Below are 23,569 nucleotides of genomic sequence, written 5' to 3'. Positions count from 1 at the left end.
GTTTCGCCAACTTTTAGCATCAAAGGTGAGGCACCAACTACAGATGAAAATGAAAACACCAGTGTCACCACTTTGTTTCGTCCACCATTTAAACACCTTTATGATGTAGCGTAGCTTGAAATAAACCAATAACAACTTACTCCTGCTTGGCATTATCGCCTTATGGCTAATTTGACTTATAAGTTTAACCACACCTTGTAATAAAATACCCAATTGGCTAAAATTTTAAAGTTATCACTAAAATTAAGTAAATTAAATACGTTAATTTGTAGTGTTTGTTTTAACACAATTTAACAGATATTTTTTTATCGTTTTTTACATCTTTATACCATGTTTAAAGAAATCAAGAATAAGTACCTGCGATTTACCATTATCTTCATATATTTCATTATCATCTTCTTTTGCGCACTTCAAATTAACTTTTTGTGGTTATTTGGCTACTCCCCCTCTTACTCTGATATCAAGAAGCCTTCGCAACGGGTAGGATCTGAGTTATACACCGCCGATGGCAAGCTCATTGGAAGATACTTCAAGGAAAACAGAACTCCTGTAAGTTTTAACGACATCTCAAAAAATGTAGTTAATGCGTTGGTAGCCACCGAAGATGTTCGTTTTTACAAACATACGGGTATTGACGTTCAAGCCGTGGGACGTGCCGTTGTAGGAATGGGAAAGGAAGGTGGAGCGAGTACAATTACCCAACAGTTGGCAAAAAATCTTTACCGTACACGCTACAACAAGTCGTTTGGTTTAGCTGGCCGAGTTCCTGTAGTACGAACCGTAGTAGCCAAATTAAAGGAATGGATGACTGCATTAAAGTTGGAATCCAACTATTCTAAAAACGACATTATCACCATGTACCTTAACACGGTCTCATTTGGCAATAATACTTACGGCATTAAAACGGCATCTAGGATCTACTTCAACAAAGAAGCGAGTCAATTGAGCGTTCCTCAAGCAGCCTTACTTGTGGGCATGTTAAAGGCAACTACCTCCTACAACCCTATCAAAAATCCTGAGAAATCTCTAGATCGCCGTAATGTGGTCTTATCGCAAATGAACAAATACAATTATTTGTCAAAAGCAGATTTGGCAAACTACAAAACGGCGCCAATCGGAATTGAGGTTGGAGCTGAAGATGAAGGAAGCGAAAATGATTCTTATTTGAGAACTGCTGTTGACAAGTACCTCGAAAAATGGTGCGAAGACAATAATTACAACTTATATGAAGATGGGTTAAAAATTTACACCACCATTGATTCTAAACTACAAGGTTATGCAGAAGAAGCCGTAAAAGATCAAATGCGAATCCTTCAACGTAGATTCTATAGTGTATGGGGAAATGAAGATCCGTGGGAAGATAGCGAAAGAAAAAAAGTGGACTATCCAGACAGGGCAAAAAAATCGTTACCTATCTATGCTTTGCTACAAAAAAAATTCCCTAACCAACCCGATTCTGTTGAAGCTTATTTCAACAAAAAAAAGAAGATGAAGATCTTCACTTACAAAGGTGATAGGGATACCTTGTTTTCAACCATGGACTCTATTCGTTATTACGGCAAAATTTTAAACACCGGGATGATGACTTTGGAGCCTCGTACCGGAAAAATTAAGGTTTGGATTGGCGGTATAGACCATAAGTTTTTCAAATACGACCACGTTAATCAGTCGAAAAGACAAGCTGGCTCAACTTTTAAACCATTTGCTTACTTGGCTGCGTTAGAAAGCGGCATGAGCCCTTGCGATAAATTTACAGATAAGCCAGTTAGGATTGCTTATCAAGATAAAGGAGAAACCAAATATTGGGAACCTAAAAATGCTGACTGGAGCTATTCTTACCAAGATATGTCTTTACGTTGGGCAATGGGCCGCTCGGTAAATACGGTAACTGCGCAAGTAACAGAAAAAGTGGGCTGGGACAACGTAGTGAAATGGGCACACGAATGTGGTATTGATAGTAAACTGGAATCTGTGCCTTCAGTAAGTTTGGGTTCAAATGACGTTACCGTTTACGAGATGGTGAAAGCTTATGGCACTTTTTTAAACGAAGGAAATAAAGTAGAACCAATATTAGTTGAAAAAATCACCGATCAAAATGACAATATCATCGAAGAATTTGCACCTAAATTTAAACGTGCATTAACGGAAGAAATTGCTTGGTTGATGCTTTACATGTTCAGAGGTAGTATTGAAGAGCCAAGAGGAACGTCTCAAGCTTTATGGGAATGGAATGATTTGTTCAAAAAGAACAACCAAATTGGCGGTAAAACAGGTACTTCATCAGATTATGTAGATGCTTGGTACATGGGAATTACTAAAGATTTGGTTACCGGCGTTTGGGTAGGTTGCGACGAAAGAACGGCGCACTTCAAAAATGGCGAACAAGGAGAAGGATCAAGAACGGCACTACCAATTTTTGCTAAGTTCATGGTAAAGGTGTACGATGACCCTAACAGCGGCTATACTTATGGACAGTTCGCAAAACCAAAAACTGAGATTACACGTACCTATAACTGCCCTACCCCACGCCAGCAGGTAGATACGGTTTCAACTGATTCTACGTTAGTTGATTCGCTTGATATAGGCGATCCAACCATTGAGCCAGAACCAATAAAAATAGAACAACAGCCGGCAACTAAAGTAGAAGAAAAAAAACCTACGGAAAATGCTCCTAAACAAGAACCCGTAGCAGCTGTTCCATTAACAAAAAAGGAAGAACGCGAACTGAAAAGAAAACAACGTAAAGAGGAAAAAGAAAAAGAGAAGGAAAAGAAAAAAAACGATAATTAAAGCTTTCAGCAAATTTACACGACTAGTCTCAATCATCATCAGATATGAATAGAATCCTAAAACAGTCTATCTTAATCGCCATTGTTACATTAGTGGGTTTAGCTAATGCCAAAGCTCAATATTTCGGACAAAACAAAGTTCGCTATAAAAACGAGAAGTTTAAGGTATTGCAAACTCCGCATTTTGAGATCTACTACTATCTAAAAAACGAGAAGCTTTTAAATAAATTTGCTCAGGATGCCGAGACTTGGTACAAAATGCACCAAGAGGTTTTCAGAGATACTTTTTTTAAGAAGAATCCTATTATTCTGTACAACAATCACCCTGATTTCCAGCAAACCACCGCACTACAAGGTGAAATTGGTATAGGAACAGGCGGTGTTACCGAAGCTTTCAAAAACAGGGTAATTATGCCGATAATGGAACTCGGAAGCCAAACAAGACACGTATTAGGACACGAGTTGGTACACGCTTTTCAGTACCATTTATTGTTAGAGAAGGATTCTATCCCTTTGGAAGCGGTTGGACAAACACCACTCTGGATGGTGGAAGGTATGGCCGAATACCTTTCTGTTGGAAAAAAGGATGCCTTTACCTCGATGTGGATGAGAGATGCGTTGTTAAATAGAGACATTCCATCTTTAAAAGACCTCACCAATTCCAATAAATACTTTCCGTATCGTTATGGTCAGGCTTTCTGGACGTTCATCGGCTCAGTTTACGGAGATACTACGATTGTACCTTTATTTAAGGCTACTGCAAGATTTGGTTACGAAAACGGTTTAAGGTACACATTCGGTTACGATGATAAAACTATCTCGGGCTTATGGAAAAATGCCATAGAAAAGCACTATCGACCGATGCTAAGAGCGGATAGTTCCCAAATTAAAATTTCCGGAGCCAAAATCGTTGATAATAAAAATGCAGGAAACATGAACGTGGCACCGGCAATAAGTCCAGATGGTAAATATCTTGCATTTCTATCTGAAAAGGATTTATTTGGGATTGATCTGTTCCTAGCTGATGCTAAAACGGGAAAAATCATTCGTAAATTGAGTAGTCAAATTTCCAACTCCCATATCGATGATTTTAATTTCCTCGAATCCGCTGGAGCTTGGTCACCTGATGGAAAGCAATTTGCCTTTAGTATTTTCAGCAAGGGACGTAATCAACTTTTGATTATCAACGTGGAAAATGGAAGTACTGTATTACGTACAGGAATGGAACAAGTAGAACAATTTGGCAACTTAACATGGTCGTCTAATGGTAAAGATCTTGCCTTTTCCGGGATGGTTGAAGGACAAAGTGATATCTTTTCGTACAATTTAGAAACGAAAAAAGTAACACAAATTACTAACGATGAGTATTCCGACTACGCTCCTAGTTATTCTCCAGATGGAAAGAAAATTGTTTTCTCTTCTGATAGAGCAGCTATTCAATCTGGGAATTTCAATGCGGTAAACCCAATCAATTTAACCATTTACGATATCGAAAGTAAATCGTTAACCAACGTACCTGTTTTCCCTGGTGCAAATAACCTGAATGCACAGTTCTCAGGTGACAGCAAGCGTCTATTCTTCTTATCTAACAGAGATGGCTTTAGAAACTTATATGAGTACAACTTAGAGAACAGCAAGTTAAAGCAACTTACTGACTATTTCACTGGCATAAGTGGAATCACAGAATTCTCTCCTGCCATTACCGTATCAAGAAACGATGAAATCATTTATAGTTACTACCGCTATCAACGTTATACCCTTTACAACTCAGCCTACAGTAATTTTAGAGCTAAAGATGTAGAAGCAAATGATGTAAACTTCAATGCTGCAATTTTACCTCCACAAGAAACCTTGGGTGTAAATATCGTTAATTCCAACCTTAACAATTTTAGCAGGTTTGAGCGTACATCCACTGATTCGCTTAAAATTATACCTTATAAGCCTAAATTCCGTTTAGATTACTTAGCTAATAGCGGTGGTGTAGGCGTAAGCACAAGCCGTTTTGGCACTGGTTTGCAAGGCGGTGTAATGGGAATGTTTAGTGATATCCTTGGCCAAAACCAAATTGTGGCTAATTTAGCTATCAACGGCGAAATTCAAGATTTTGGTGGCATGGCCGCCTACATCAACCAAGCAAGCCGCATTAACTGGGGAGGAGCGATATCTCATATCCCTTACGTAACTGGTTTTTTAACCAGAGATGTTATTAAGCAAAACGGCGATGATTATTTGGTAGATAGAACCAATATACTTAGAACCTTCGAAGATCAAATACAAGGTTTTGCAGCCTACCCATTTAACAAAGTTCATCGTTTTGAACTAGGTGGGGCTGTTTCAAGATACAGTTACCGTGTTGATCGTTTCAACAACTATTATTTGCTAAATGGATCTACCGTAGTAGGATTTGCTGGTTCAGACAGAGAAAAAGTAAGTACCGAAGAAATAGAAAGTGCGTTAGGCACTCCGCTGAGACCTTTTAGCATATTTCAAACTAATGCCTATTTTGTAGGTGATAATTCGATATTTGGAGTTACTGCGCCTTTAGATGGGTTCAGGTACCGTGTGGGCGCAGAAAAATATTTTGGCGATTTTAATTTTACGGCGCTTGCTGTAGATTTAAGAAAATACTTTAGGTTTAAGCCAGTTACTTTAGCCTTGCGTTCTTATAACTACTTGCGCTTGGGCCGAGATGGCGAAAACTTATACCCACTCTTTGCCGGTTACAATTATTTAATTAGAGGATACGAGCCTAATTCATTCTATAACAATCAAACCGTAAATAATGGCAGCTTCGACATCAACCAACTTTCGGGAAGCAAATTAGCTATCTTCAATTTCGAACTTCGCTTGCCTTTTACCGGACCTAAAAAATTAGCTCAAATCCCATCCAACCTCTTATTTACGGATTTGAACCTCTTCTTTGATGCAGGTGTAGCTTGGACGGAAGATACAGAAGTGAAATTCAAAAGTTCCCCGTCTTCTACTAGGATTGGCTATTATCCAAATGGAGAACCATATTTGATTGAGCGTGTACCTGCTTTAAGTGCTGGTGTATCAGTTAGAATAAATGTATTCGGCGCAATGATTTTGGAACCTTATTATGCATTTCCATTTACCAGAAAAGATGTGAAAGGTGGTGTATTTGGGTTAACGTTTGCTCCTGGTTGGTAACCGTTAGTCGAAAGCAAAAAGTTGCAAGTAGAAAGTTTAAGCTAAAAAAAGTTGATAGCTAAGTTCTTTAAGAAGCTAATGAAAAGCTGAAACTTGAAGCATAAACAATAAATACTTAAACTTCAATGTTAAAAAGGAGCGCTGATGATGATCAGCGCTCCTTTTTGCTTTATACTGCCAAAGGCAACAAGGATTGGTTATTTACCTTTCTCATGTACATATTTTCGTAATCGAGGCCAGCAGTCAGATCAATCCAATCTGGGTTGCAAGAGCGCACTAAGCGTTCTTTTTGAGCTCTAGTAAATCTACTTACTATCTTAAACCTAGACAAAGCCTGAGCTTCAGTTTTAAATTCTTCGAAATAAACCAAACGAGTAAGTTGCTGTGCACTATCAAAAAATAAGTTTGGCATCTTCTTGTAGAAATCCAAAGTCTTGATCAAATCGGCACTCATACCAACATGCAAAGTTGTACGATTTCTGTCTGTTACGATATAAACTATTTTTCTCATGACTACAACATTTAATGGTTAAAAACTAATTATATTAGATATTATTTTGCGATTCAAATTATAATTACTAATTTTATTGGCACAATAATACTAACAATTTTAGTAAAAACAAATTTATTTTAAATTATTTTGTATGTCTAATATCTCTAGCAATCTAAAATACCTTCGCAAAAAGAAAGGTTTAACGCAGCAGCAGTTCGCTGATAATATGGAAATTAAGCGATCTTTAATTGGCGCTTACGAAGAAGACAGAGCAGAACCCAAATATGATTTACTAAAAAAAATAGCAGAATACTTTGAACTAACTATCGACGAGTTTATCAACGAAAAAATTAACGATAACTGGAAGCCTAAGCCAAAAAGTCAAGGCTCTAATTTGAGGGTGCTTAGCATTTCTGTAGATAAAGATGACAACGAAAATATTGAATTGGTTCCCGTAAAGGCAAGCGCAGGTTACCTCAATGGATTCTCAGACCCACAATATATTCAAGACCTACCTAAATTCCAATTACCCATCCCCTCTCTAAAGCAAGGCACCTATAGAGCATTCGAAATTAAAGGAGATTCGATGTTACCTATACAACCGGGAAGCATCATTATTGGAGAATATCTGGATAACTGGAATGATGTTAAGGTTGGAGACACTTATGTAATTATTAGCAAAAACGAAGGTGTAGTTTATAAGAGAGCAGGCAATAAATTTAAGGAAGACAGGGAATTGAAACTCGTCTCTGACAATAAAATCTACGACGCTTATTCGGTTCCTGCAGATGATATTCTAGAGATCTGGAAAGCAAAGGCCTATTTATCGACTTCCCTTCCTGAACCTACACCTGAGCCAACGATAGAAACCTTATCAAACATGATGGCGCAAATGCAGAAGTCTATCTCTCAGTTAAATAAAAACTAAAAGCTTTTTAAACCTATATACCAATTAAGACTAGCGAAGTTCCAAAAACTTCGCTAGTCTAGCCCTAATCATTTTATTTTTTTGAGGAGCCTTGTTTATCAGTTTTCATTAAAATAAACCGAACTGTTGAAATGCGAATATTAAAGTACTTTATTGCAGTTGCTATAGTATTTGCGATAGCGTGCACCCCTTTTCAAGGCAAGAAAAAAATTTTTGGTAAATCATATGCTGAAGAACAACTTAAATTGACCCTTAGCGACACACTCAGCCAAAATCTAGTTAACAATGGTTCATTAATAATCAAAGACAGTACAACTGCAATAAAAGTTAGTGAACCAATCTTATTTGATATTTACGGGAGAAAAAACATCATCAAACAACGGCCATACGAAGTTTATTTAATTGGAAATTATTGGGTATTGTCAGGCACCTCACTCGAAGGCTATGACGGCGGGACTTTTCTCATGATTATCGACGCTCGTAACAGCAAAATCATAAAAATTTCTCACGGAAAATAAATTACTGTCGGCATCAACGGAATTAAATTTGAGGTTTTCCAACATTAAGCACATTAACATTTTTTAACACGCTCCTTTTTAAACCTCTTCCAAGTTTCTACATCTCATCAATATAAACAATGAAACCTTCGAGAGCATGTCTTTCGTTAAATTAAATTTTTAAAAGATGAGAAAATTATTGTTCACTTTAGCTTTTGCTGTATTAGGAATCACAGCTAGCTATGCACAGAAAAATGACAGAGCAAAACTTAGTCCGGAAGAAAAAGCTGAAAAAATAGCTACAGCGATGCAAACTAAGTTAAGTTTAAATGATGATCAAAAATCAAAGATTAAACAAATTGAACTAGATCGAATTAAGCAGCAAGGCGAATTACGTAAAACTGATGCTACAGCGATGAAAGGTAAATTTGAGGAAAGAAAAGCAGCAATGAAAGCTCATGATGAAAAAATCAACGCTGTTTTAACTGCCGACCAACAAAAAACCTACGCTGCATCGAAAGAGGAAATGAAAGGCAAGCTTAAAGAAAGAATGAGAGATCGTAAGGGCAGAGCTAACAAAGCTCCTAAAGCGGAAGAAAACAACAACTAGTATATTTTCTATTTAGGTTTATAACTAAAAAATCCCACAAATTGTGGGATTTTTTAGTTTACAATAGGGTTACTTCAGGTAACCACCTTTAATCAAAACATCTTTCCAAACTTCATAACCAGCAGGTATCAAATGCAGACCATCTTTAGTAAGTTCCGCTTTTAGCTTTTTATCAGCATCTAAAAAGTGAGGATATAAATCTATTACAGTTACATTTTTAGCGGTAAACTTCCTAATCTCATCATTCAAGTAGAGAATGTGCTCATCTTTACCATAGTGATTTTTAAATTTCTCGAATGATGCGTTTACTGGAAGCAAGGTATAAAAATAGATCTGAGTTTTTTTAGATCCTTCTCTAATACGCTTGATGATTGTTTTATAGTTTCTTAAAATCAAGCTGTCCGGGATGTTCCTAGAAACATCATTGATACCAATTAAAACAAAAACTTTAGCAGGCTTGCGGTCAATAACTTCTTGCAATCGCTCCAACACACCAAAAGTGATATCACCAGAAATACCCCTATTTTTCGCTTGTGGTAAATTAAGCAGCTTAGACCAATCGGTTCCAGCAGTGATACTGTTTCCTAAAAAGATATAGTCCTTTTTGCTTTTTGGATCAGCATTAAATTTTTCGACCAACTCCTTGTACTTCGCTGGGCGGTAGGTAGTATCATAAGGTTTTGTTTGAGCATAAACTCCGAAGCTTAATGTTAGGAAGCTAAGGCAAAGAATTAAATTCTTGATCGTTACTTTCATCATTTTTCAAATTATCTATTTGCTAAATTTCGTTTCTCTCTATTCCAGGTGAAGGCAGTAAAAATAATAGCCAATACACAAGCCAGCAACAACACAATAAATGAGGCATCCCATCCAAAATTGGTGATGAGCTTACCTACGCCTACGTTTGCAAAAAGCGCTGTACCTAAAAAGTATCCAAATAAGCCCGTGAAACCTGCAGAAGTTCCTGCAGCTTTTTTTGGAGCTAAATCCAACGCCTGCACACCAATTAGCATTACTGGACCATAAATTAAAAATCCGATAGCTATCAAAGCGCCATTGATCAACAGGTGACTGTCATTTGGTGCCTTCCAGTATAATAGCAACGCTACGCCGATTATCAGCATAAATAAAATGGTTGCTGGAGCTCTGCGGCCTTTAAAAACTTTATCACTCAACCAACCACACAACAAAGTCCCCGGAATACCGGCCAACTCGAAGTAAGAAACCCCAAAACTCGCCTCCGACTCAGAGAAACCCCTTACATTTTTTAGGTAAGTAGGTGCCCAATCGCCAACACCGTATCTTACTAAATACACAAAAGCATTGGCAATAGCGATGTACCAAAGCATTTTGTTATTAAGTACGTACTTCACAAAAATCTCTTTAGCAGACAACTCCTTTTCATGCTCTTTGCTGTAATTAGCAGGATAATCATCTTTGTATTCCTCAATAGATGGCAAGCCAACTGACTGTGGCGTATCTCTAATAAAGATAAAAGCTACTACTGCGATTAAAAGTGAAGCCACACCCGGTAAAAACAATTTACTTTGCCAAGTACCGAATAAAAACACCGCTAGCAATGTAATTTGCGGTGCCAAAGCGCCACCTACGTTATGTGCTAAATTCCAGATAGACATCCATCTGCCTCGTTCTTTGATAGAGAACCAATGCACCATTACTCGGCCCGAAGGCGGCCAGCCCATGCCCTGAAACCATCCGTTTAAGAATAGCAGAATAAACATTACTGCGATGGACGAAGTTGCGATAGGAAGCGTTCCCATAGCAATCATGGTAAGTGCAGAAAGCACCAAACCCGCCACCATAAAATATCTGGCATTGCTCCTATCGGATAAATTACCCATTAAAAACTTACTTAAACCGTAAGCAATGGACACACCCGAAAGCGCCAAACCCAAATCAGACTCATCAAAACCCTGCTCCTTCAAATTAGGCATGGCTAGGGAAAAATTTTTACGTACGAAGTAATATCCAGCGTAGCCTAAAAAAATCCCCATAAAAACCTGCAAACGCATTTTCTTGTACACAGGATCAATTTTATCCTTCTCAATTAGCGGTTGATGCGCTGGAGGTTGAAATAATTTAAAACTCATTATTTTGGTTAGTTGACAGCTCTTATTTTCTCACAAGAACTGGTATAAGTAAAGTTAGTTATAGTAAGTTAGTATAATCGGTTATGATGCCATCAACACCGAATGATTTCAAGCGGGCAACTTCTTCAGGTGTATTCGCCGTCCAAGGCACAACCTTTACACCATCAGCATGTGCTTTTTTAACTAAACTGGCATCTACCATATTGTAAGCCGGACTTAAAATAAATGGTTTGAAACCTAGATCAGCCATATTTTCTTCGTAAGATTTTTTATTGCTCACTAAAAACGAAGTTTTGATATGCGGATACTCTTTATGCAAAATTTGTATGGTACGCTTATCAAATGATTGGATTACCACATAGTTTTCTATCTTCTTCGATTTAATTACTTCCATTAACAACTTTACAAAAACTTCAGGTGTTGGATTGGTTACGCCATCACCTTTTGCGCTACATTTAGTTTCGATATTGTAAAAGTATTGCTTTTTGCCTTTAGTTTTAACTTCTGTTTGTACACTATCGATGAGTTCTGCAAGCAATGGAATGTATGTTTTCACTTTGCGCTGCTGAGGAAATTCTTTATGTGGCTTGGTTCCGATATCAAATTTCCTTAGCTCACTATAGTCCATCTTAAAAACGTTATACTTTTTAGCATCTGACGCAGGTATTTCCTTACCATCAGGTGTTAACATAAAGCCAGGACTAAGGTAATCATCATGGGTAACTACCACTTTGCCATCTTTAGTGATGTGCGTATCCATTTCCAAAGTGGTAACCGCTGGATAACTCATGGCATCTTTCATTGCGATAATGGTATTTTCGGGAACTAAGCCTCTGCCCCCTCTATGTGCTTCAGCACTGAAACTTGGAAATTTTACCTCATCCATTTTAACGGTTTTATTAACAGAACAGGCACTTAACCCTATGATCAATATCCCTAAAGGATAGAAAAGTCTTTTCATTTTATGTTTTTAAATATTTATAATGTTCAGCAAACTAATTTACCTTTTTCTCGGCTGTAAATTTTTCACCGAACCTATCTGTTGCTACTACTTTTACCACTTTAACCGAAGAACTACAATGCGCCATAAACAAATGTTCAGTTCTAGTAGGTTCGGCAAAAGTTCTACCTTGTGGCAATTTATCCCCCTTGTAAAGCCTAACTGACTCAGGATCGTAACCTTTCATCATTTCCATAGCTATTGGCTGCCCGTCTAAAAAGCATTCTACTTTCCATTCAGGATCGTAGTTCCACACGTTTGCAATGATACGGTTATTACCAGTTAGAGGTTCAATATCGATGGTTAGCTGATACTTCCTATCCATATCAGTTCCCTTGTAGTACCATTTCAACTGATTGCCTGTTACTTCGTAAACTCCATAGCCGCGAGGTGTACCGTCGCTACAAATTGGCCCAGTCCACCATGCGCCGCAAACAGCTCCATGATTATGCTCAAACACGCCTTCCTTAATCACATTCACATTGTAATGCGTGTGACCAGACATCACGTGAACATTTTTAAATTCTTTCAACAAGGCATAAAACGCACTGTTATTTTTAACACCATTGTGGATAGGAATATGCGCATTGATAATAACTAGGGCATCTTTTGAAATATACTGAAGATCCTTTTCCATCCAAGCCAGCTGCTCCTCAGTAATGTAACCATCATATTTTCTATCCTCACCTAAATATCTCACATCATCCAACACAATGTAATGCGCCTTTCCTCTGTTAAAAGAGTAATAAGTTGGTCCATAATATTTCTTAAAGGTCCTGTCAGAAGTTTCATCTCCGCCTTGGCGATAATCCATATCGTGATTTCCTAAGCATTGGAAAAACGGAATTCCCATTTGCTCCACCGCTTTGTTATAATCATCAAACAAAGGCAAGGCATCCCAAACTAAATCTCCTACGCCAATACCGTGTACCAGCGCTTTGCTACCTAAGTCTTTTAACAACCGCTTGACATCAGGTACCGAAGTTTCCATCATTTGGGCAACATCTTTTTTATTTTTTACCTGAGGATCGGCCCAAATAATAAAATGGTGTTTATTATCGTCCTGTTTTAATTTTTTGAGCGTAAAATTTAGTTCGTTTCGAGCGCCCAAAGTTTCATACTGACGGTTGATGCTTCCCGTATCAGTCTTAAAATCGTAACCCGACGGAGTGCTTAAAAAAACAAACTCAGATTTTTCGCCTAAAGTGATTGAATAGCGACCGCTAGCATCAGTTTTTACTACGGCGAAACCATCAGATATCACAGCATTTGCAATTGGATTTTTACCGTCGGTTACTTGTCCGGTGATAACATTACCGTGTTTAAGTTGGTTAAAGGCATTAGATTTAAGACTAACCACCATACCTGTGGCTAAAAGTCCAAATCGTTCAAGGAAAATTCTACGGTTCATGAGTTTTAACGTACTAATTTTTTACGAATTTATTAACGATGATATCGGCTTGAGTTGTTAATTTAAGAAGATAAACCCCTGTAGGGATATTCACAGGAATGGAAAAAGCGTTAACACCTTCGTGGAGCTTTACGCTGGTATTATTTATTTTCTGACCACTCACATTGTACAATGCAAGTTCACCATTAGCTTGTTGGTTGAAGTTTACTTTCACTTCAAGGGTGTTTAATGAAGCATAAGTGGTAACGGCATTTTTTGTAGCCAGTCCAACTTTTGCTGTAACTGGACCATAAACTTGCTGTTTTCCATCCAAATCAGTTTGTATTAACTTGTAATAATTTGTTCCGTTTAACGGATTTAAATCATCGAATTGGTAAGTTGTAGCTGTTGATTTGGTATCTTGACCTGATGTCAAATAAATTTGATTATAGTTCTTAGTAGGTTCATCCGACCTCAGCAAAGTAAAACTAGCATTATGTTTTTCGGATAAGGTTTGCCATTCCACTTTTACCTTACTATTCTGTGCTTTAGCAGTAAATGTATAAAGTTGAACCGGAAGGATATTATAGCTCACTCCGCTTACGTCTAACGTGGCTTCGGTACTTGTAGCTGAACGACCGAACGCAAAAGAGCCGCCAGATGTGGTTGCTCCCCAGCCGTACAATCTGAAATAAACTTTTGTGCCGCCAGCAAGCGCTTGTAGAGCTGCAATGCTACGCAAATCTACCGTTGGCCTGAAAATTCCGGCGTCATCGCTATCAGTAAAGGTTGTTGCAGAGGATGGTATATCTGTATAAACATTCCCATCCAAGCTGTACGCCCAAAGCAAATTGTTATTGCCATTGCCGCTTCTTCTTAAGCGTGCATCAATCGCATATAAAGACAATACGTTATCGCCTGTTAAATTCACGCTCAGTGCAAATTGGAAAAACTCATTATTGGTTTTGGCTTTTGCTAATGATGAGGTAGAAAACGATGTAACTGCGGAACTGAAACCATTAGCTAGCGTATTACTGGTGTTATAGCCACTCCCCCTCGTAACCGGATCGGTAGTAATACCACTTGCGGTTGCCGCAGCAGCAACACTTGCCTCATTTCCTACCAAGCCCCTGAAATTCCAACGTGCTACAGAAACGGGAGGATCAATGTACTTGATATTATCAAAGTAAGTAGCATAAGCACTAAATAATGGCGAGTTGGTGAGTACCATTAAAATTTCATTGTTGTAGCGTAATGCATTTGTAGTGAAATTATGAGAGCCCGTTACAACCATTTGCGTATTGGCCGCTCCATTTATTGTTCCTTCAATTACCATAAATTTTGCATGTATGTTTACTGTCGGATCATCGTCATTCACTAAGTTGTACATTTTTAAATAACCACCAGTATTGTTGAGCTTCGCCAGCTCAGTTTGAATTTCTGGATCTATTTTGTTTTTAACTACTACTTCAACACGTGCGCCAGCTGCACTCAATTGAGTTAATTTCTGAGCAACGTTTAATCTACTCACCACCCAATCAGACATGCCCACTCTTATTTTTGCTGTAGACACGTTGCTAATGCTATTTAAAATGTCAATAATATTATCTGGCTGACTTGTTCCTCTTCGAGGCAAGAAGCAGGCTTTAATTCCAGCGGCGGCATCGGTATATTCGGTATAAGTGTAACCCGCCATTCCGCTTGGTGTACGTGTTTTTATCTCATTAAAGTATTTCCAAAAGGAATTGTATAAACCAACATGGTTAAATATAATGGCGTCTTGAAGTTTTTTTGAATCGGAGCTGGTAAAGTTGTGGGAACTTTGCACCAAGATCTTCGATTGTAAACCACTTGTGGTATTTACCCTTGAAAAAAGTACAAATTTAGTGTGATTGATGGAGCTGGTACTCGCATCGCTATTAAAAGAAACGACTTCAGCATTTGATGATAATGTAGAGAGCTTAGTAAAAGTACTTGCATTTACATCCTGACTATCAGTTCTGCTATTATCAATAATTAAACGCAAAATTACGCCTCTTGTATCCGCATTCTTAATTGCAGTAATTAAGGGATCGTAATTAAACATGTATATCGACATCGAAATGGTATCATTAGCGGGTGTATTATCAACCAATTCGATAATCTTGTTTAAAATAATTGGCGATGAATTACCTTTGGCTACCGCCCCTGGAGCAGTAAATAATACCTGTGGTAAACTTTGTAAACTAGCTTGACTGAATGCAGTTAAGCTGGTAAATACGAGCAACAAACTATATAAAAATCTTCTCATTACATTTTTAAACAAACAAGGGAGATGTGTGATCTCCCTTGCAAACGGATAAATGTTACCTTTTAAAACTTAACAGAAATGCTCTCTGTTCCTTGTGTTACTTTTAATATGTGCAAAGAATTGCCTAATGCTACCGGCAAAGTAATTTGATTGCTTCCAGCAGTAACAGGCTGTTCAACACTTGTTACTTTAGCACCTGCAACCGTATACACAGCGAAAGTTGCCTTTCCGTTAACGGAAGCATTATAATTTGCCGTTAACGAAGTTCTATTCGATGACATACCTACCGTTAAATCGTTAGTTCCCAAGCCAACTTTCGCAAAAGTAACTTTAGAAACAGCTGAGGTTCCATCAAAATCTACTTGTTTAAGTTGATAGTAGTTTACGCCTGCAATTGGATTTGCATCGGTATAGCTATAGTTTTTACCTGTTGCAGTGTTATTTGAGCCAGCAACCTGACCAATTTTATTAAATGTTTTACCGTCAGCTGAACGAGTAATCTCGAAATGAGAGTTATTTTGCTCTGAAGCTGTTGACCAAGCTAAGTTAATGGTACCTTGCTTGTTGGCTTTGGCAGTGAAGTTAGTTAAGGAAACAGGAAGAGTGGTGATACCGGTTTCAATTGCGGCTACCGTAAAAGCATCAGCATCTGCCTGAGTACCGTTAGGAAACAAAACCAAAGTAGTTGAACTTCTTGGCACATTCCAAGTATTAGAATTTGTATCATAATCTCCACCTAACTTGAGAAAGCCACCGTTATTTACCGCACTACCTGTACCCATTGGATAAACGAAAGTTTTTGTATTTGAACCCTTTCCAAAAAAGGTATCGGTTGTGCTGTAAAAATCATTGTTAGGCACAAGATAGCCCCACTGACTGGTACTGTTATAAACCGAAGTTACAGAAGTTATAGGATTGGCGCTAGAGAAAAAAGCAACATCTAAAGGAACGGTTGTACTAGTAACAGTAGTTCCCACAAATACAGCTACGCCTCCAGGATTTCCGCTATTGGGCAATAATGCTGTTGTTGCAGTTCCGATTCCACCATCTCCAGAATTAGTGGCATAATCAACTGCTTTTATCCATTTCGAGGTACTCATGTCTGCAGTCAAATAAGTTACTCCGCTTATGGTTACATAGCCAGCAAGTCTTTTATCTAAGCCGCCTACATAAAAAACGTCTCCTTTTTGTACAACACCGCTTGTTAAGTCCATCTTGTACGTACGATCTCCACCAGCTGCCCAACCATTTTGCAAACTAGTAGTAGTTGCCGCGGGGTTCCTACAAAAGACTACTGAATATGGAGTTACAGAAAAATCAATATTTTGAGTAGCCCTAAACTGAGCGTATTCAAAACCACCTTTCGACGTGTAGTCGCCAATTGCCGTTCCTGCGGTAAATGCATCTGTGCCCCTAGGGTCGTACATAATACCGGTAATCACAATTTGTGCTTTAGCAGACAACAACATTGCAGCTAAAGAAAAAGTAAGTAAAAGTTTTTTCATATATTTTAATTTTTGGTTTGTTTAATGATGTAGTACTTAAAAGAATAGCCAACGAGTATTTCTCGTTGGCTATTCTTTTTATTAATTCTCTAGCGTCGTAGCACCTCCAGTTTCTATATCAGCTAATTGAGATGTAAGTTTCATTGTAACATTGAACAATGCTCTTCCTGTTTTCCATCTTCCGCTAGTGGCATCATAAATCCCACCCAATCTGATGAAACTGCCTCCAGTAGGATTAGCTTGCGTAATTTGAAATCCTAACCTGTTGGTGTTGGTTCCAGCTGCGAAGAAATTTTGAACTCTTCTGGTTGATGGGTTAATAGTAGTATAATAATCTGTGTTAGTTATTCTGTAACCAACTTCAGGAGGACCTGCCGAATATACGTTACCGGAATTGGCATTGCTACCTCCATACATGATCACATCCAAAGGTACTGTAGAAGCATTTACCGTAGTTCCACTAAACACAGCCATTCCAGCTACGTTTCCACTATTTGCTAGCAAGTTGGTGGTAACAGCCCCGAAATCAGCGCCTGCTACAGCTGTATAATCAACTGAACTTATCCATTTTGCTGAAGAAATATTGGTTGAGTTTGCTCCCCAAATTAATTTAGTAGTACCGCCAACATAAAAGAACTGTCCTTTAGACACCGTACCACTAGTAAGGTTAAATTTGTAACTACGTGCACCACCAATAGCCCATCCATTCACTGGAAAAGGATTAGTTGATCCTGCGTTATTAGTAGTTACAACCGAATAAGGTGTTTGGCTAAAATCAATATCCTTAGTGGCTAACAGCTGAATGTATTCGTAATTAGCATCGCTACCTTGTGGGTCAGGTAAATATCCAGTAATAATTACCGCAGATGGTTTTATTAAAGGAAGTTCAAATGCATCGTCGAGTTTGCGGATCCACAACTGAGGTGTTGACACGCTACCTTGTTGCTTAAAATACACCACTCCTGTAAAGTTAGCACTTGGAGGTAGTTTCTCATTGGCAAATACAGCTGTAGCTTCGGTATGTAAGCTTGCCCTTCCAAATCCATCGTTGATTACTTTATCACCTGCAAAGGTTTCACTTGGACCCGGTTCAGGCTCAACCACCGTGTTACTAATAGTTATCAAAGTACTTTCGTAAGTTTTTGGAGAAGCTAATAATTGCCCCGCATTTACCACTGGGATTTTCACCGCTTTTCCTGAGGATACTTTGGTAATAGATGATGTTGGAACTCCGATAATTTGTAGAACTCCATCCATGCGTTTCATGGTAGCTCCTTCAATTTTAATATGCACTGAATCTCCAAAGGCATATTTCGTCGCATCAGCGCCGATGTTAATCGCTACGCCCCTCACAGAGTCAATACCGTTACCCACCATGCGTGAATTTTGTACAACAAGCAGTCCGGAAGGCGAGTTTCCACCTGTGAAATCTGAAACTACTACTCCCTTAATTGAATTTGCACCTTTTAATATATCTCCTGTTAAAGATAAATCTGTTTCTTTAAAAGATTTCTTCAGGTCGAAGTTAGAGATAAACGGACTTGGTGTACTTTGAACGTAATCCGTATCTCTCTTACAACCTACTACCGCCGCAACCGTGGTAGCGATAAAACAAATGTTAATTAATGTCTTTTTCATCATCATTAAATATTATGGTTTTTGCCACCAAACTAAAGTATTGATGTCATCTGCACCTTGCGCTGCTACGGCATCTTTATAACTACTTGGGTTAGTTGATTGTGTAACTAATGGATAATTTAAACGAGCTGGCATGCGGCCACCATTGACTAATCCCGCTCCTTTAGGTATAATTGGATACGAAGTTCTTCTGTATTCGAACCACTGTTGAAAGTCGACTAAAAACAAAGCGTAGTACTTTTGCAAATGAATTAACGACATTTTACTAACCGAACCAGGAGTTTGATTAGATAATGGCAAGGCATTATTCCATTCAATATCCGCAGCATCAACGTAATTTAATACCATTGGATCTGTTGCGCCACCGTTCATGATGGTTGGAATCCAGTAGTTGATGGCATCGGCAATACCTTTATAATAGTAGTTTTGAGCCGAACCGCTAATCCAACCTTTTGCAGCAGCTTCCGCTAAAATAAAGTCAACTTCAGCGCAGTTCATAATAATACCTGTATTTGGATCTGTTTGAAGCGTTAATGGGTTATTAGTTTCTCCTTCAGAGTAGAACCTAGATTCAACGTTTATCGGAGTACCAGCAGCATAACCACTTGGAATACCAACAAAGCCGCTAGTTCCTGCACGAATACCAAAACGGTTAACACCACTACGACCATAAGCCGCCTGGATACGTGGATCATTCCACACCACCAAGTTATTTATAAAAAACTCTGCAATACCTGGGCTTCTAAAATCCACTGGTCTAACTCCTGACATTAACGGCGAAGAAAAAGCAGCTGTTGTACTATTGGTACCATTCCAGAGTATTCTTGCTGTATGGGTGTTATTCTCCATTATTGGATAGTTTGCTGGATTAGTATCCACCATCTCCTTAATTTTAGCAATTGCTGTGCTTGCTACTTCCGCTTTACCAGAAACACGAAGCAATAAGCGTAGATAAAGAGAGTTTCCTAACCTTCTCCACTTAGCTACATCTCCTTTAAACACAGGATCACTTGTTGGAAGAATAACTGTACCATCTTTAAGCAAGTTGTTTGCAGCTTCCAATTTCTGGAAGATATCTAAATAAATATCCCTCTGTCTATCGAATTTTGGTTGATAGTTTCCTCCCTTCCCATCATTCGCCTCAATGTAAGGTACATCACCGTATGTATCTGTCAATAACGAATAAACCCAACTTTGAGTAATCAACGAAATTCCTTGATATGATTTGTTTAACAACGGCACTCCTTGATATGATTTATTCGCCTTTGCTGGATCGCTGGCAACGTTGTACATATCTTTTAAATCTGTTAAGTTCACATACCAGGCGTTCCAAGTCAAGTCAGCCCAAGTTCGTCTTACATCATATCTAAAAACCCTTCCCTCCGCATCATTCCTATCTACAGTAACCTGCATCAACTCATTATTGAAGTTACGGTTACGAATCAAATTTGCATTTAATACATTCACCAGTGGAAATGTCATCAATTGATAGGCTTCCACCTGTGATTTACCTATTGGATCGGTATTTACTTCATTAAAATCTTTAGTACATGAAGTATTAAAACCAATGATCGCTAATAAGGCATATATCGTTATTTTATTATTCTTTTTCATATCCTTAATATTAGATACCTACAACTAAACGAACTCCCATTGTCCTTGTGGAAGGCAATTGACCTGTTTCAAAACCTTGCTGAATATCAGAACCTGCTAAGGTACCGAACTCAGGATCGAAAGCTGGCCAAGGTGACCAGATGAACAAGTCACGACCGAAGGCCCCTAATGTTAATTTAGTGAAACCAATTCTTTTCAAAAACTTCTTATTGAAGGTGTAAGTAATATTTGCTTCTCTAAACTTTAAATAATCTGTTCTGAAAATACTTCCTTCCGCTTGGTCAGACCCATAAAGTGCAGTGTAGTAACTTTCCAAGTTAGTAGCTACAACATCGTTAGGACGATAGCTACCATCAGCATTTTGTATTACACCCTGACCAATTACGCCATTGTATCGCCCTGGCAAGGTCAACTTAAGTTTACCCAATGATGCCATACGCGAGAATGTAAGCGAATGACCAACCGCACCAAATTGCGCATCGAACAACACATTCATACTAACTTGTTTGTAGCTCATACCAGTACCAAAACTGAATCTAAATTGAGGAATAGTATTACCCAAATAGATAAGGTCAGCAGTTGGCCTTGCGTAGCCGGTAGTTGCATCAAAAACGATTTGTCCGTCTGGAGATCTTAAGAAACCTCTACCATACATATCGCCCATGCTACCTCCAACAGTGGCAACTACTTGTCCACCGCCCAATGCTCCTGTTCTTAATACTACAGAAGTATCTGCGAGCTCTTTAATCTTATTTCTGTTTGCAGTGAACGTACCATTTAACGTCCAAGAGAAGTTTTTGCTTTTGATTGGAGTTCCGTTTACCGCTAACTCTATACCCTTGTTATCAACCCTACCAACGTTAAACACACCTACGTTATAACCAGTAGAACGATCAATGATTCGATTTAAAATTTGGTTTTTTGTGTTACCAGCATACATCGCAAAATCGAAATTCAACCTGTTTTTAAATAACTTCAAATCTAAACCTACTTCTACGGTTGTTGTAATCAAAGGTTTTAAATTTGGATTAGGCAGAACGGTAGGATTCGTCATTGCACCATCAGGATAAACACCATCGGCAGCAATCAAATAATTGTATACTGTACGATAAGGAGTTGAACTTCCGCTTCCAACCTGAGCCCATGAAGCTCTCAGCTTAGCAAAGCTGATACTTTTTGGAAGTTTCCAATAATCAGAAGCTACAAATGCCAAACTTGCCGAAGGATAGAAGAAGCCTACATTATCAGTTCTGGTTAAAGTAGCTAGCGTACTATTCCAATCCTGACGTGCAGTTAAGTCTAAAAATAGGTAGTTTTTAAATGCTATCGATGCGAGGGCATAGAAGCTATTCAAGCGATATCTAGAAGTATCGGGTACATTTATTAACGGATTTTGGTTGTTGTTTAGCATATAAACTCCAGGCTCAACCAATCCATCAGCCCTCACTTCTAACCTATCATATTCATTGCGCATTTGACTTCCGCCAACGCTTGCTGTCACATTAAAATCCTTTGAAACTTTCTTTTCATATCTCAACATGAAATCGGCATTGATTTCGTAAGAACGAATGTTGTTTACACGATATGAACCTTGGGCAAATCTGTTACCCGAAGCATCCCAAGGACGTCTGGTTTCACGAACGTCTTTATTGAAGTCGCCGGAAGCCCTCACCATTAAACTCAACTCTTTGGTGAATTTATAGTTTGCTTGGATGCTACCTAACCAGCCATTTCTACGTTGGCCATTTAAGTAAAGCTCAGAGATCGCATAAGGACTTTCAGGGTTAGTAGTGGTAATATTCACTAACCTTCTTAATTCTTGGCCTCTCACCCAGTAATCTCTATACCAATCAGTATTTACGTTTGGTTGAGCAAACATGAACCAGTACATTAATGATTGGTTACCATAACCCGTTGCTGGTAAGTTATCACTATTTCTATTATTGTACTGTACTTTAATATTGATATTTAATTTCTTAGTTATGTCAGTATTAGCATTAAAAGCTACGGTAGTTCTCTCTAAACCAGTATTAGGTACAATCCACTCGTTGCTTCCGTGACTTGCCGATAACCTCATGGCCACTTTTTTATAGGTACCATCTAAACTCACTGAATTACTTGATTGAAATCCAGTAACAAAGAAAGCATCAATAGGATCTCCGTAAGCTACCCAAGGGGTTCTTTCCAAACCTCTAGCTTGTGTAGCTGGATCATATTGGTAAAACATTGCACCTGGCGTAAAAGGCGCTCCCCACGATGCACTTGTAGCATTTGTACTAGCACCGTCGGCCGTTGCACCATACGAAAAGTAAGATACACCAAACTGACCTTGTCCATATTCGCTCTGTCTATCTGGTCTACGGTTAATATCTTCCCAAGTACTGTTAGAAGTAAAAGTTATCCCTAAAACTTTTTTGTTCTTACTAGCTGATTTTGTAGTGATAATGATAGCTCCATTTGCACCACGTTGGCCATAAAGCGCTGACGCAGCAGGGCCTTTCAAAACGCTAACGCTCTCAATATCATCCGGATTTAAATCGTTTAAACCACTACCAAAATCCGCAGGCATAATATCACCAGAGGTACCATAAACACCACCACCTGTTGCAGCTGTACGTTTAGAACTGCTACTAGCCACTACACCATCTATAACAACCAGCGCCTCATTATCAGCTCCAGTCAAGTTATTCTCACCACGTAATATGATTTTGTTAGAGCCTGCAGGACCTCCGTTACGTACTAAGTTCAAACCAGCAACCTTACCAGAAAGCGCATCTGTCCAGTTACTTGCTACCGCATTGGTAATTTGAGTACTATCAACCGTTGTTACTGCGTATCCAAGGGCTTTTTGCTCCCTTTTAATACCTAATGCTGTAACTACAACCGTGTTTAATTCGTTAGTTGAGGATTTGAACCTGATGCTTACATCGCTTTGGGCAGTAGCAAATGTTCTGCTAACCACGGTATAACCAATCATAGTAAAGTTAACAGTAGTTCCTTTAGCAATAGTAATCGTAAAACCACCGTTCACATCGGTAAGGCCTAATACCTTTTTGTTGTTATCGGCAATACTTACCCCTGGCACACCGCTGTTATCACTATCATCTACTACCTTACCTTTAACTGTAATGTTTTGTGATTGCGTTTGAGCAACTACATCTTGCAATGGCAAAAACTGCAGGAACAACGCTAATAGAAATGCAATACTTCCTACATTTCTCAGCGCTAGCCTTTTCAGATTACTCATTACAGAAAGTTGCGGTTTCGGAATGCTGGCACACTCCGTAGCGTATTGAAACACGCCTGCCCTTTTAGTAATTGTTTTGTTCATAATTAATTTATATCGGGTTATTTACTAGTTTCTGATTATAATTTTCCCGAATTGTCGCAAAAGTACCCTGCTCGTGTTAAATAAATATTAACTAAGCATTAACTATATGAAACAATTCGCAATTACAATTCATTTAATTTTGCATCATTAAATGAATTACAAGTATAATACAAAACAAAGTGAAACTAAAAATAATTTCACA

Annotated in this window: 15 protein-coding genes; 5 read left to right on the top strand and 10 right to left on the bottom strand. The window is 38.4% G+C overall.

The features are described 5' to 3' along the window. Nucleotides 1-330: 330 nt before the first annotated feature. Nucleotides 331-2,790, top strand: a complete 2,460-nt coding sequence (locus tag ACY2A0_RS16770) for a transglycosylase domain-containing protein (protein ID WP_461790528.1) — start codon at nt 331-333, stop codon at nt 2,788-2,790. A 44-nt stretch (nt 2,791-2,834) separates the two neighbouring features. Beyond that, nucleotides 2,835-5,960 (top strand): basic secretory protein-like protein, encoded by a 3,126-nt coding sequence (locus ACY2A0_RS16765; protein ID WP_461790527.1) that lies wholly within the window; start codon nt 2,835-2,837, stop codon nt 5,958-5,960. A 169-nt stretch (nt 5,961-6,129) separates the two neighbouring features. Here ACY2A0_RS16765 and ACY2A0_RS16760 read toward each other — a convergent pair whose 3' ends face one another. Next, nucleotides 6,130-6,471, bottom strand: a complete 342-nt coding sequence (locus ACY2A0_RS16760) for a GIY-YIG nuclease family protein (RefSeq protein WP_461790526.1) — start codon at nt 6,469-6,471, stop codon at nt 6,130-6,132. A gap of 133 nt (nt 6,472-6,604) precedes the next feature. Here ACY2A0_RS16760 and ACY2A0_RS16755 point away from each other — a divergent pair, with 133 nt between their 5' ends. From ACY2A0_RS16755 to ACY2A0_RS16745, 3 genes are all read left to right on the top strand, one after another. Then, the gene (locus ACY2A0_RS16755) at nt 6,605-7,381 is read left to right on the top strand and encodes an XRE family transcriptional regulator (protein WP_113634748.1); all 777 of its coding nucleotides are present in this window, start codon (nt 6,605-6,607) and stop codon (nt 7,379-7,381) included. Nucleotides 7,382-7,512: 131 nt separating this feature from the next. Then, entirely contained in the window at nt 7,513-7,899 is a 387-nt protein-coding gene (locus ACY2A0_RS16750) for an NTF2 fold immunity protein (protein WP_461790525.1), read from the top strand. A gap of 166 nt (nt 7,900-8,065) precedes the next feature. Next, nucleotides 8,066-8,488 (top strand): hypothetical protein, encoded by a 423-nt coding sequence (locus tag ACY2A0_RS16745; protein WP_461790524.1) that lies wholly within the window; start codon nt 8,066-8,068, stop codon nt 8,486-8,488. Nucleotides 8,489-8,557: 69 nt separating this feature from the next. Here the strand turns inward: ACY2A0_RS16745 and ACY2A0_RS16740 are convergent, their stop codons facing one another. The 9 genes from ACY2A0_RS16740 to ACY2A0_RS16700 all read right to left on the bottom strand — a co-directional run bounded on the left by ACY2A0_RS16740 (nt 8,558) and on the right by ACY2A0_RS16700 (nt 23,367). After that, nucleotides 8,558-9,247 (bottom strand): GDSL-type esterase/lipase family protein, encoded by a 690-nt coding sequence (locus ACY2A0_RS16740; RefSeq protein ID WP_461790523.1) that lies wholly within the window; start codon nt 9,245-9,247, stop codon nt 8,558-8,560. A gap of 8 nt (nt 9,248-9,255) precedes the next feature. Next, a complete protein-coding gene (gene glpT, locus ACY2A0_RS16735; protein ID WP_461790522.1) occupies nt 9,256-10,599 on the bottom strand; it encodes a glycerol-3-phosphate transporter in 1,344 nt (447 codons plus the stop codon). 58 nt (nt 10,600-10,657) lie between these two features. Then, nucleotides 10,658-11,560, bottom strand: a complete 903-nt coding sequence (locus ACY2A0_RS16730; RefSeq protein WP_461790521.1) for a glycerophosphodiester phosphodiesterase family protein — start codon at nt 11,558-11,560, stop codon at nt 10,658-10,660. Between the two features lie 34 nt (nt 11,561-11,594). After that, nucleotides 11,595-13,010 (bottom strand): calcineurin-like phosphoesterase C-terminal domain-containing protein, encoded by a 1,416-nt coding sequence (locus ACY2A0_RS16725; RefSeq protein ID WP_461790520.1) that lies wholly within the window; start codon nt 13,008-13,010, stop codon nt 11,595-11,597. A 13-nt stretch (nt 13,011-13,023) separates the two neighbouring features. Continuing rightward, nucleotides 13,024-15,279 (bottom strand): phospholipase D-like domain-containing protein, encoded by a 2,256-nt coding sequence (locus tag ACY2A0_RS16720; protein WP_461790519.1) that lies wholly within the window; start codon nt 15,277-15,279, stop codon nt 13,024-13,026. A 62-nt stretch (nt 15,280-15,341) separates the two neighbouring features. After that, nucleotides 15,342-16,784, bottom strand: coding sequence for a hypothetical protein (locus tag ACY2A0_RS16715; RefSeq protein ID WP_461790518.1), 1,443 nt, complete (start codon nt 16,782-16,784; stop codon nt 15,342-15,344). An 81-nt stretch (nt 16,785-16,865) separates the two neighbouring features. Beyond that, nucleotides 16,866-18,428 (bottom strand): DUF5689 domain-containing protein, encoded by a 1,563-nt coding sequence (locus ACY2A0_RS16710; protein WP_461790517.1) that lies wholly within the window; start codon nt 18,426-18,428, stop codon nt 16,866-16,868. Between the two features lie 6 nt (nt 18,429-18,434). Then, nucleotides 18,435-20,036 carry a SusD/RagB family nutrient-binding outer membrane lipoprotein gene (locus ACY2A0_RS16705; RefSeq protein WP_461790516.1) on the bottom strand — a complete coding sequence of 534 codons (1,602 nt, stop codon included), beginning with the start codon at nt 20,034-20,036 and terminating at the stop codon, nt 18,435-18,437. Nucleotides 20,037-20,046: 10 nt separating this feature from the next. Next, nucleotides 20,047-23,367, bottom strand: a complete 3,321-nt coding sequence (locus ACY2A0_RS16700) for a SusC/RagA family TonB-linked outer membrane protein (RefSeq protein WP_461790515.1) — start codon at nt 23,365-23,367, stop codon at nt 20,047-20,049. Between the last annotated feature and the right edge of the window lie 202 nt (nt 23,368-23,569).

Source organism: Pedobacter sp. (genome assembly GCF_965249885.1).
Classification (GTDB): Bacteria; Bacteroidota; Bacteroidia; order Sphingobacteriales; family Sphingobacteriaceae; genus Pedobacter.
The sequence above is the reverse complement of the archived record's forward strand: the minus strand, read 5'-3'. Positions and strand labels throughout refer to the sequence as shown.

What these genes read in the sequence shown, in the direction of transcription:
- ACY2A0_RS16770 (WP_461790528.1), top strand. Translation starts at nt 331, where the DNA reads ATGTTTAAAGAAATCAAGAATAAGTACCTGCGATTTACCATTATCTTC.
- ACY2A0_RS16765 (WP_461790527.1), top strand. Translation starts at nt 2,835, where the DNA reads ATGAATAGAATCCTAAAACAGTCTATCTTAATCGCCATTGTTACATTA.
- ACY2A0_RS16760 (WP_461790526.1), bottom strand. Translation starts at nt 6,471, where the DNA reads ATGAGAAAAATAGTTTATATCGTAACAGACAGAAATCGTACAACTTTG.
- ACY2A0_RS16755 (WP_113634748.1), top strand. Translation starts at nt 6,605, where the DNA reads ATGTCTAATATCTCTAGCAATCTAAAATACCTTCGCAAAAAGAAAGGT.
- ACY2A0_RS16750 (WP_461790525.1), top strand. Translation starts at nt 7,513, where the DNA reads ATGCGAATATTAAAGTACTTTATTGCAGTTGCTATAGTATTTGCGATA.
- ACY2A0_RS16745 (WP_461790524.1), top strand. Translation starts at nt 8,066, where the DNA reads ATGAGAAAATTATTGTTCACTTTAGCTTTTGCTGTATTAGGAATCACA.
- ACY2A0_RS16740 (WP_461790523.1), bottom strand. Translation starts at nt 9,247, where the DNA reads ATGATGAAAGTAACGATCAAGAATTTAATTCTTTGCCTTAGCTTCCTA.
- glpT (WP_461790522.1), bottom strand. Translation starts at nt 10,599, where the DNA reads ATGAGTTTTAAATTATTTCAACCTCCAGCGCATCAACCGCTAATTGAG.
- ACY2A0_RS16730 (WP_461790521.1), bottom strand. Translation starts at nt 11,560, where the DNA reads ATGAAAAGACTTTTCTATCCTTTAGGGATATTGATCATAGGGTTAAGT.
- ACY2A0_RS16725 (WP_461790520.1), bottom strand. Translation starts at nt 13,010, where the DNA reads ATGAACCGTAGAATTTTCCTTGAACGATTTGGACTTTTAGCCACAGGT.
- ACY2A0_RS16720 (WP_461790519.1), bottom strand. Translation starts at nt 15,279, where the DNA reads ATGAGAAGATTTTTATATAGTTTGTTGCTCGTATTTACCAGCTTAACT.
- ACY2A0_RS16715 (WP_461790518.1), bottom strand. Translation starts at nt 16,784, where the DNA reads ATGAAAAAACTTTTACTTACTTTTTCTTTAGCTGCAATGTTGTTGTCT.
- ACY2A0_RS16710 (WP_461790517.1), bottom strand. Translation starts at nt 18,428, where the DNA reads ATGATGATGAAAAAGACATTAATTAACATTTGTTTTATCGCTACCACG.
- ACY2A0_RS16705 (WP_461790516.1), bottom strand. Translation starts at nt 20,036, where the DNA reads ATGAAAAAGAATAATAAAATAACGATATATGCCTTATTAGCGATCATT.
- ACY2A0_RS16700 (WP_461790515.1), bottom strand. Translation starts at nt 23,367, where the DNA reads ATGAACAAAACAATTACTAAAAGGGCAGGCGTGTTTCAATACGCTACG.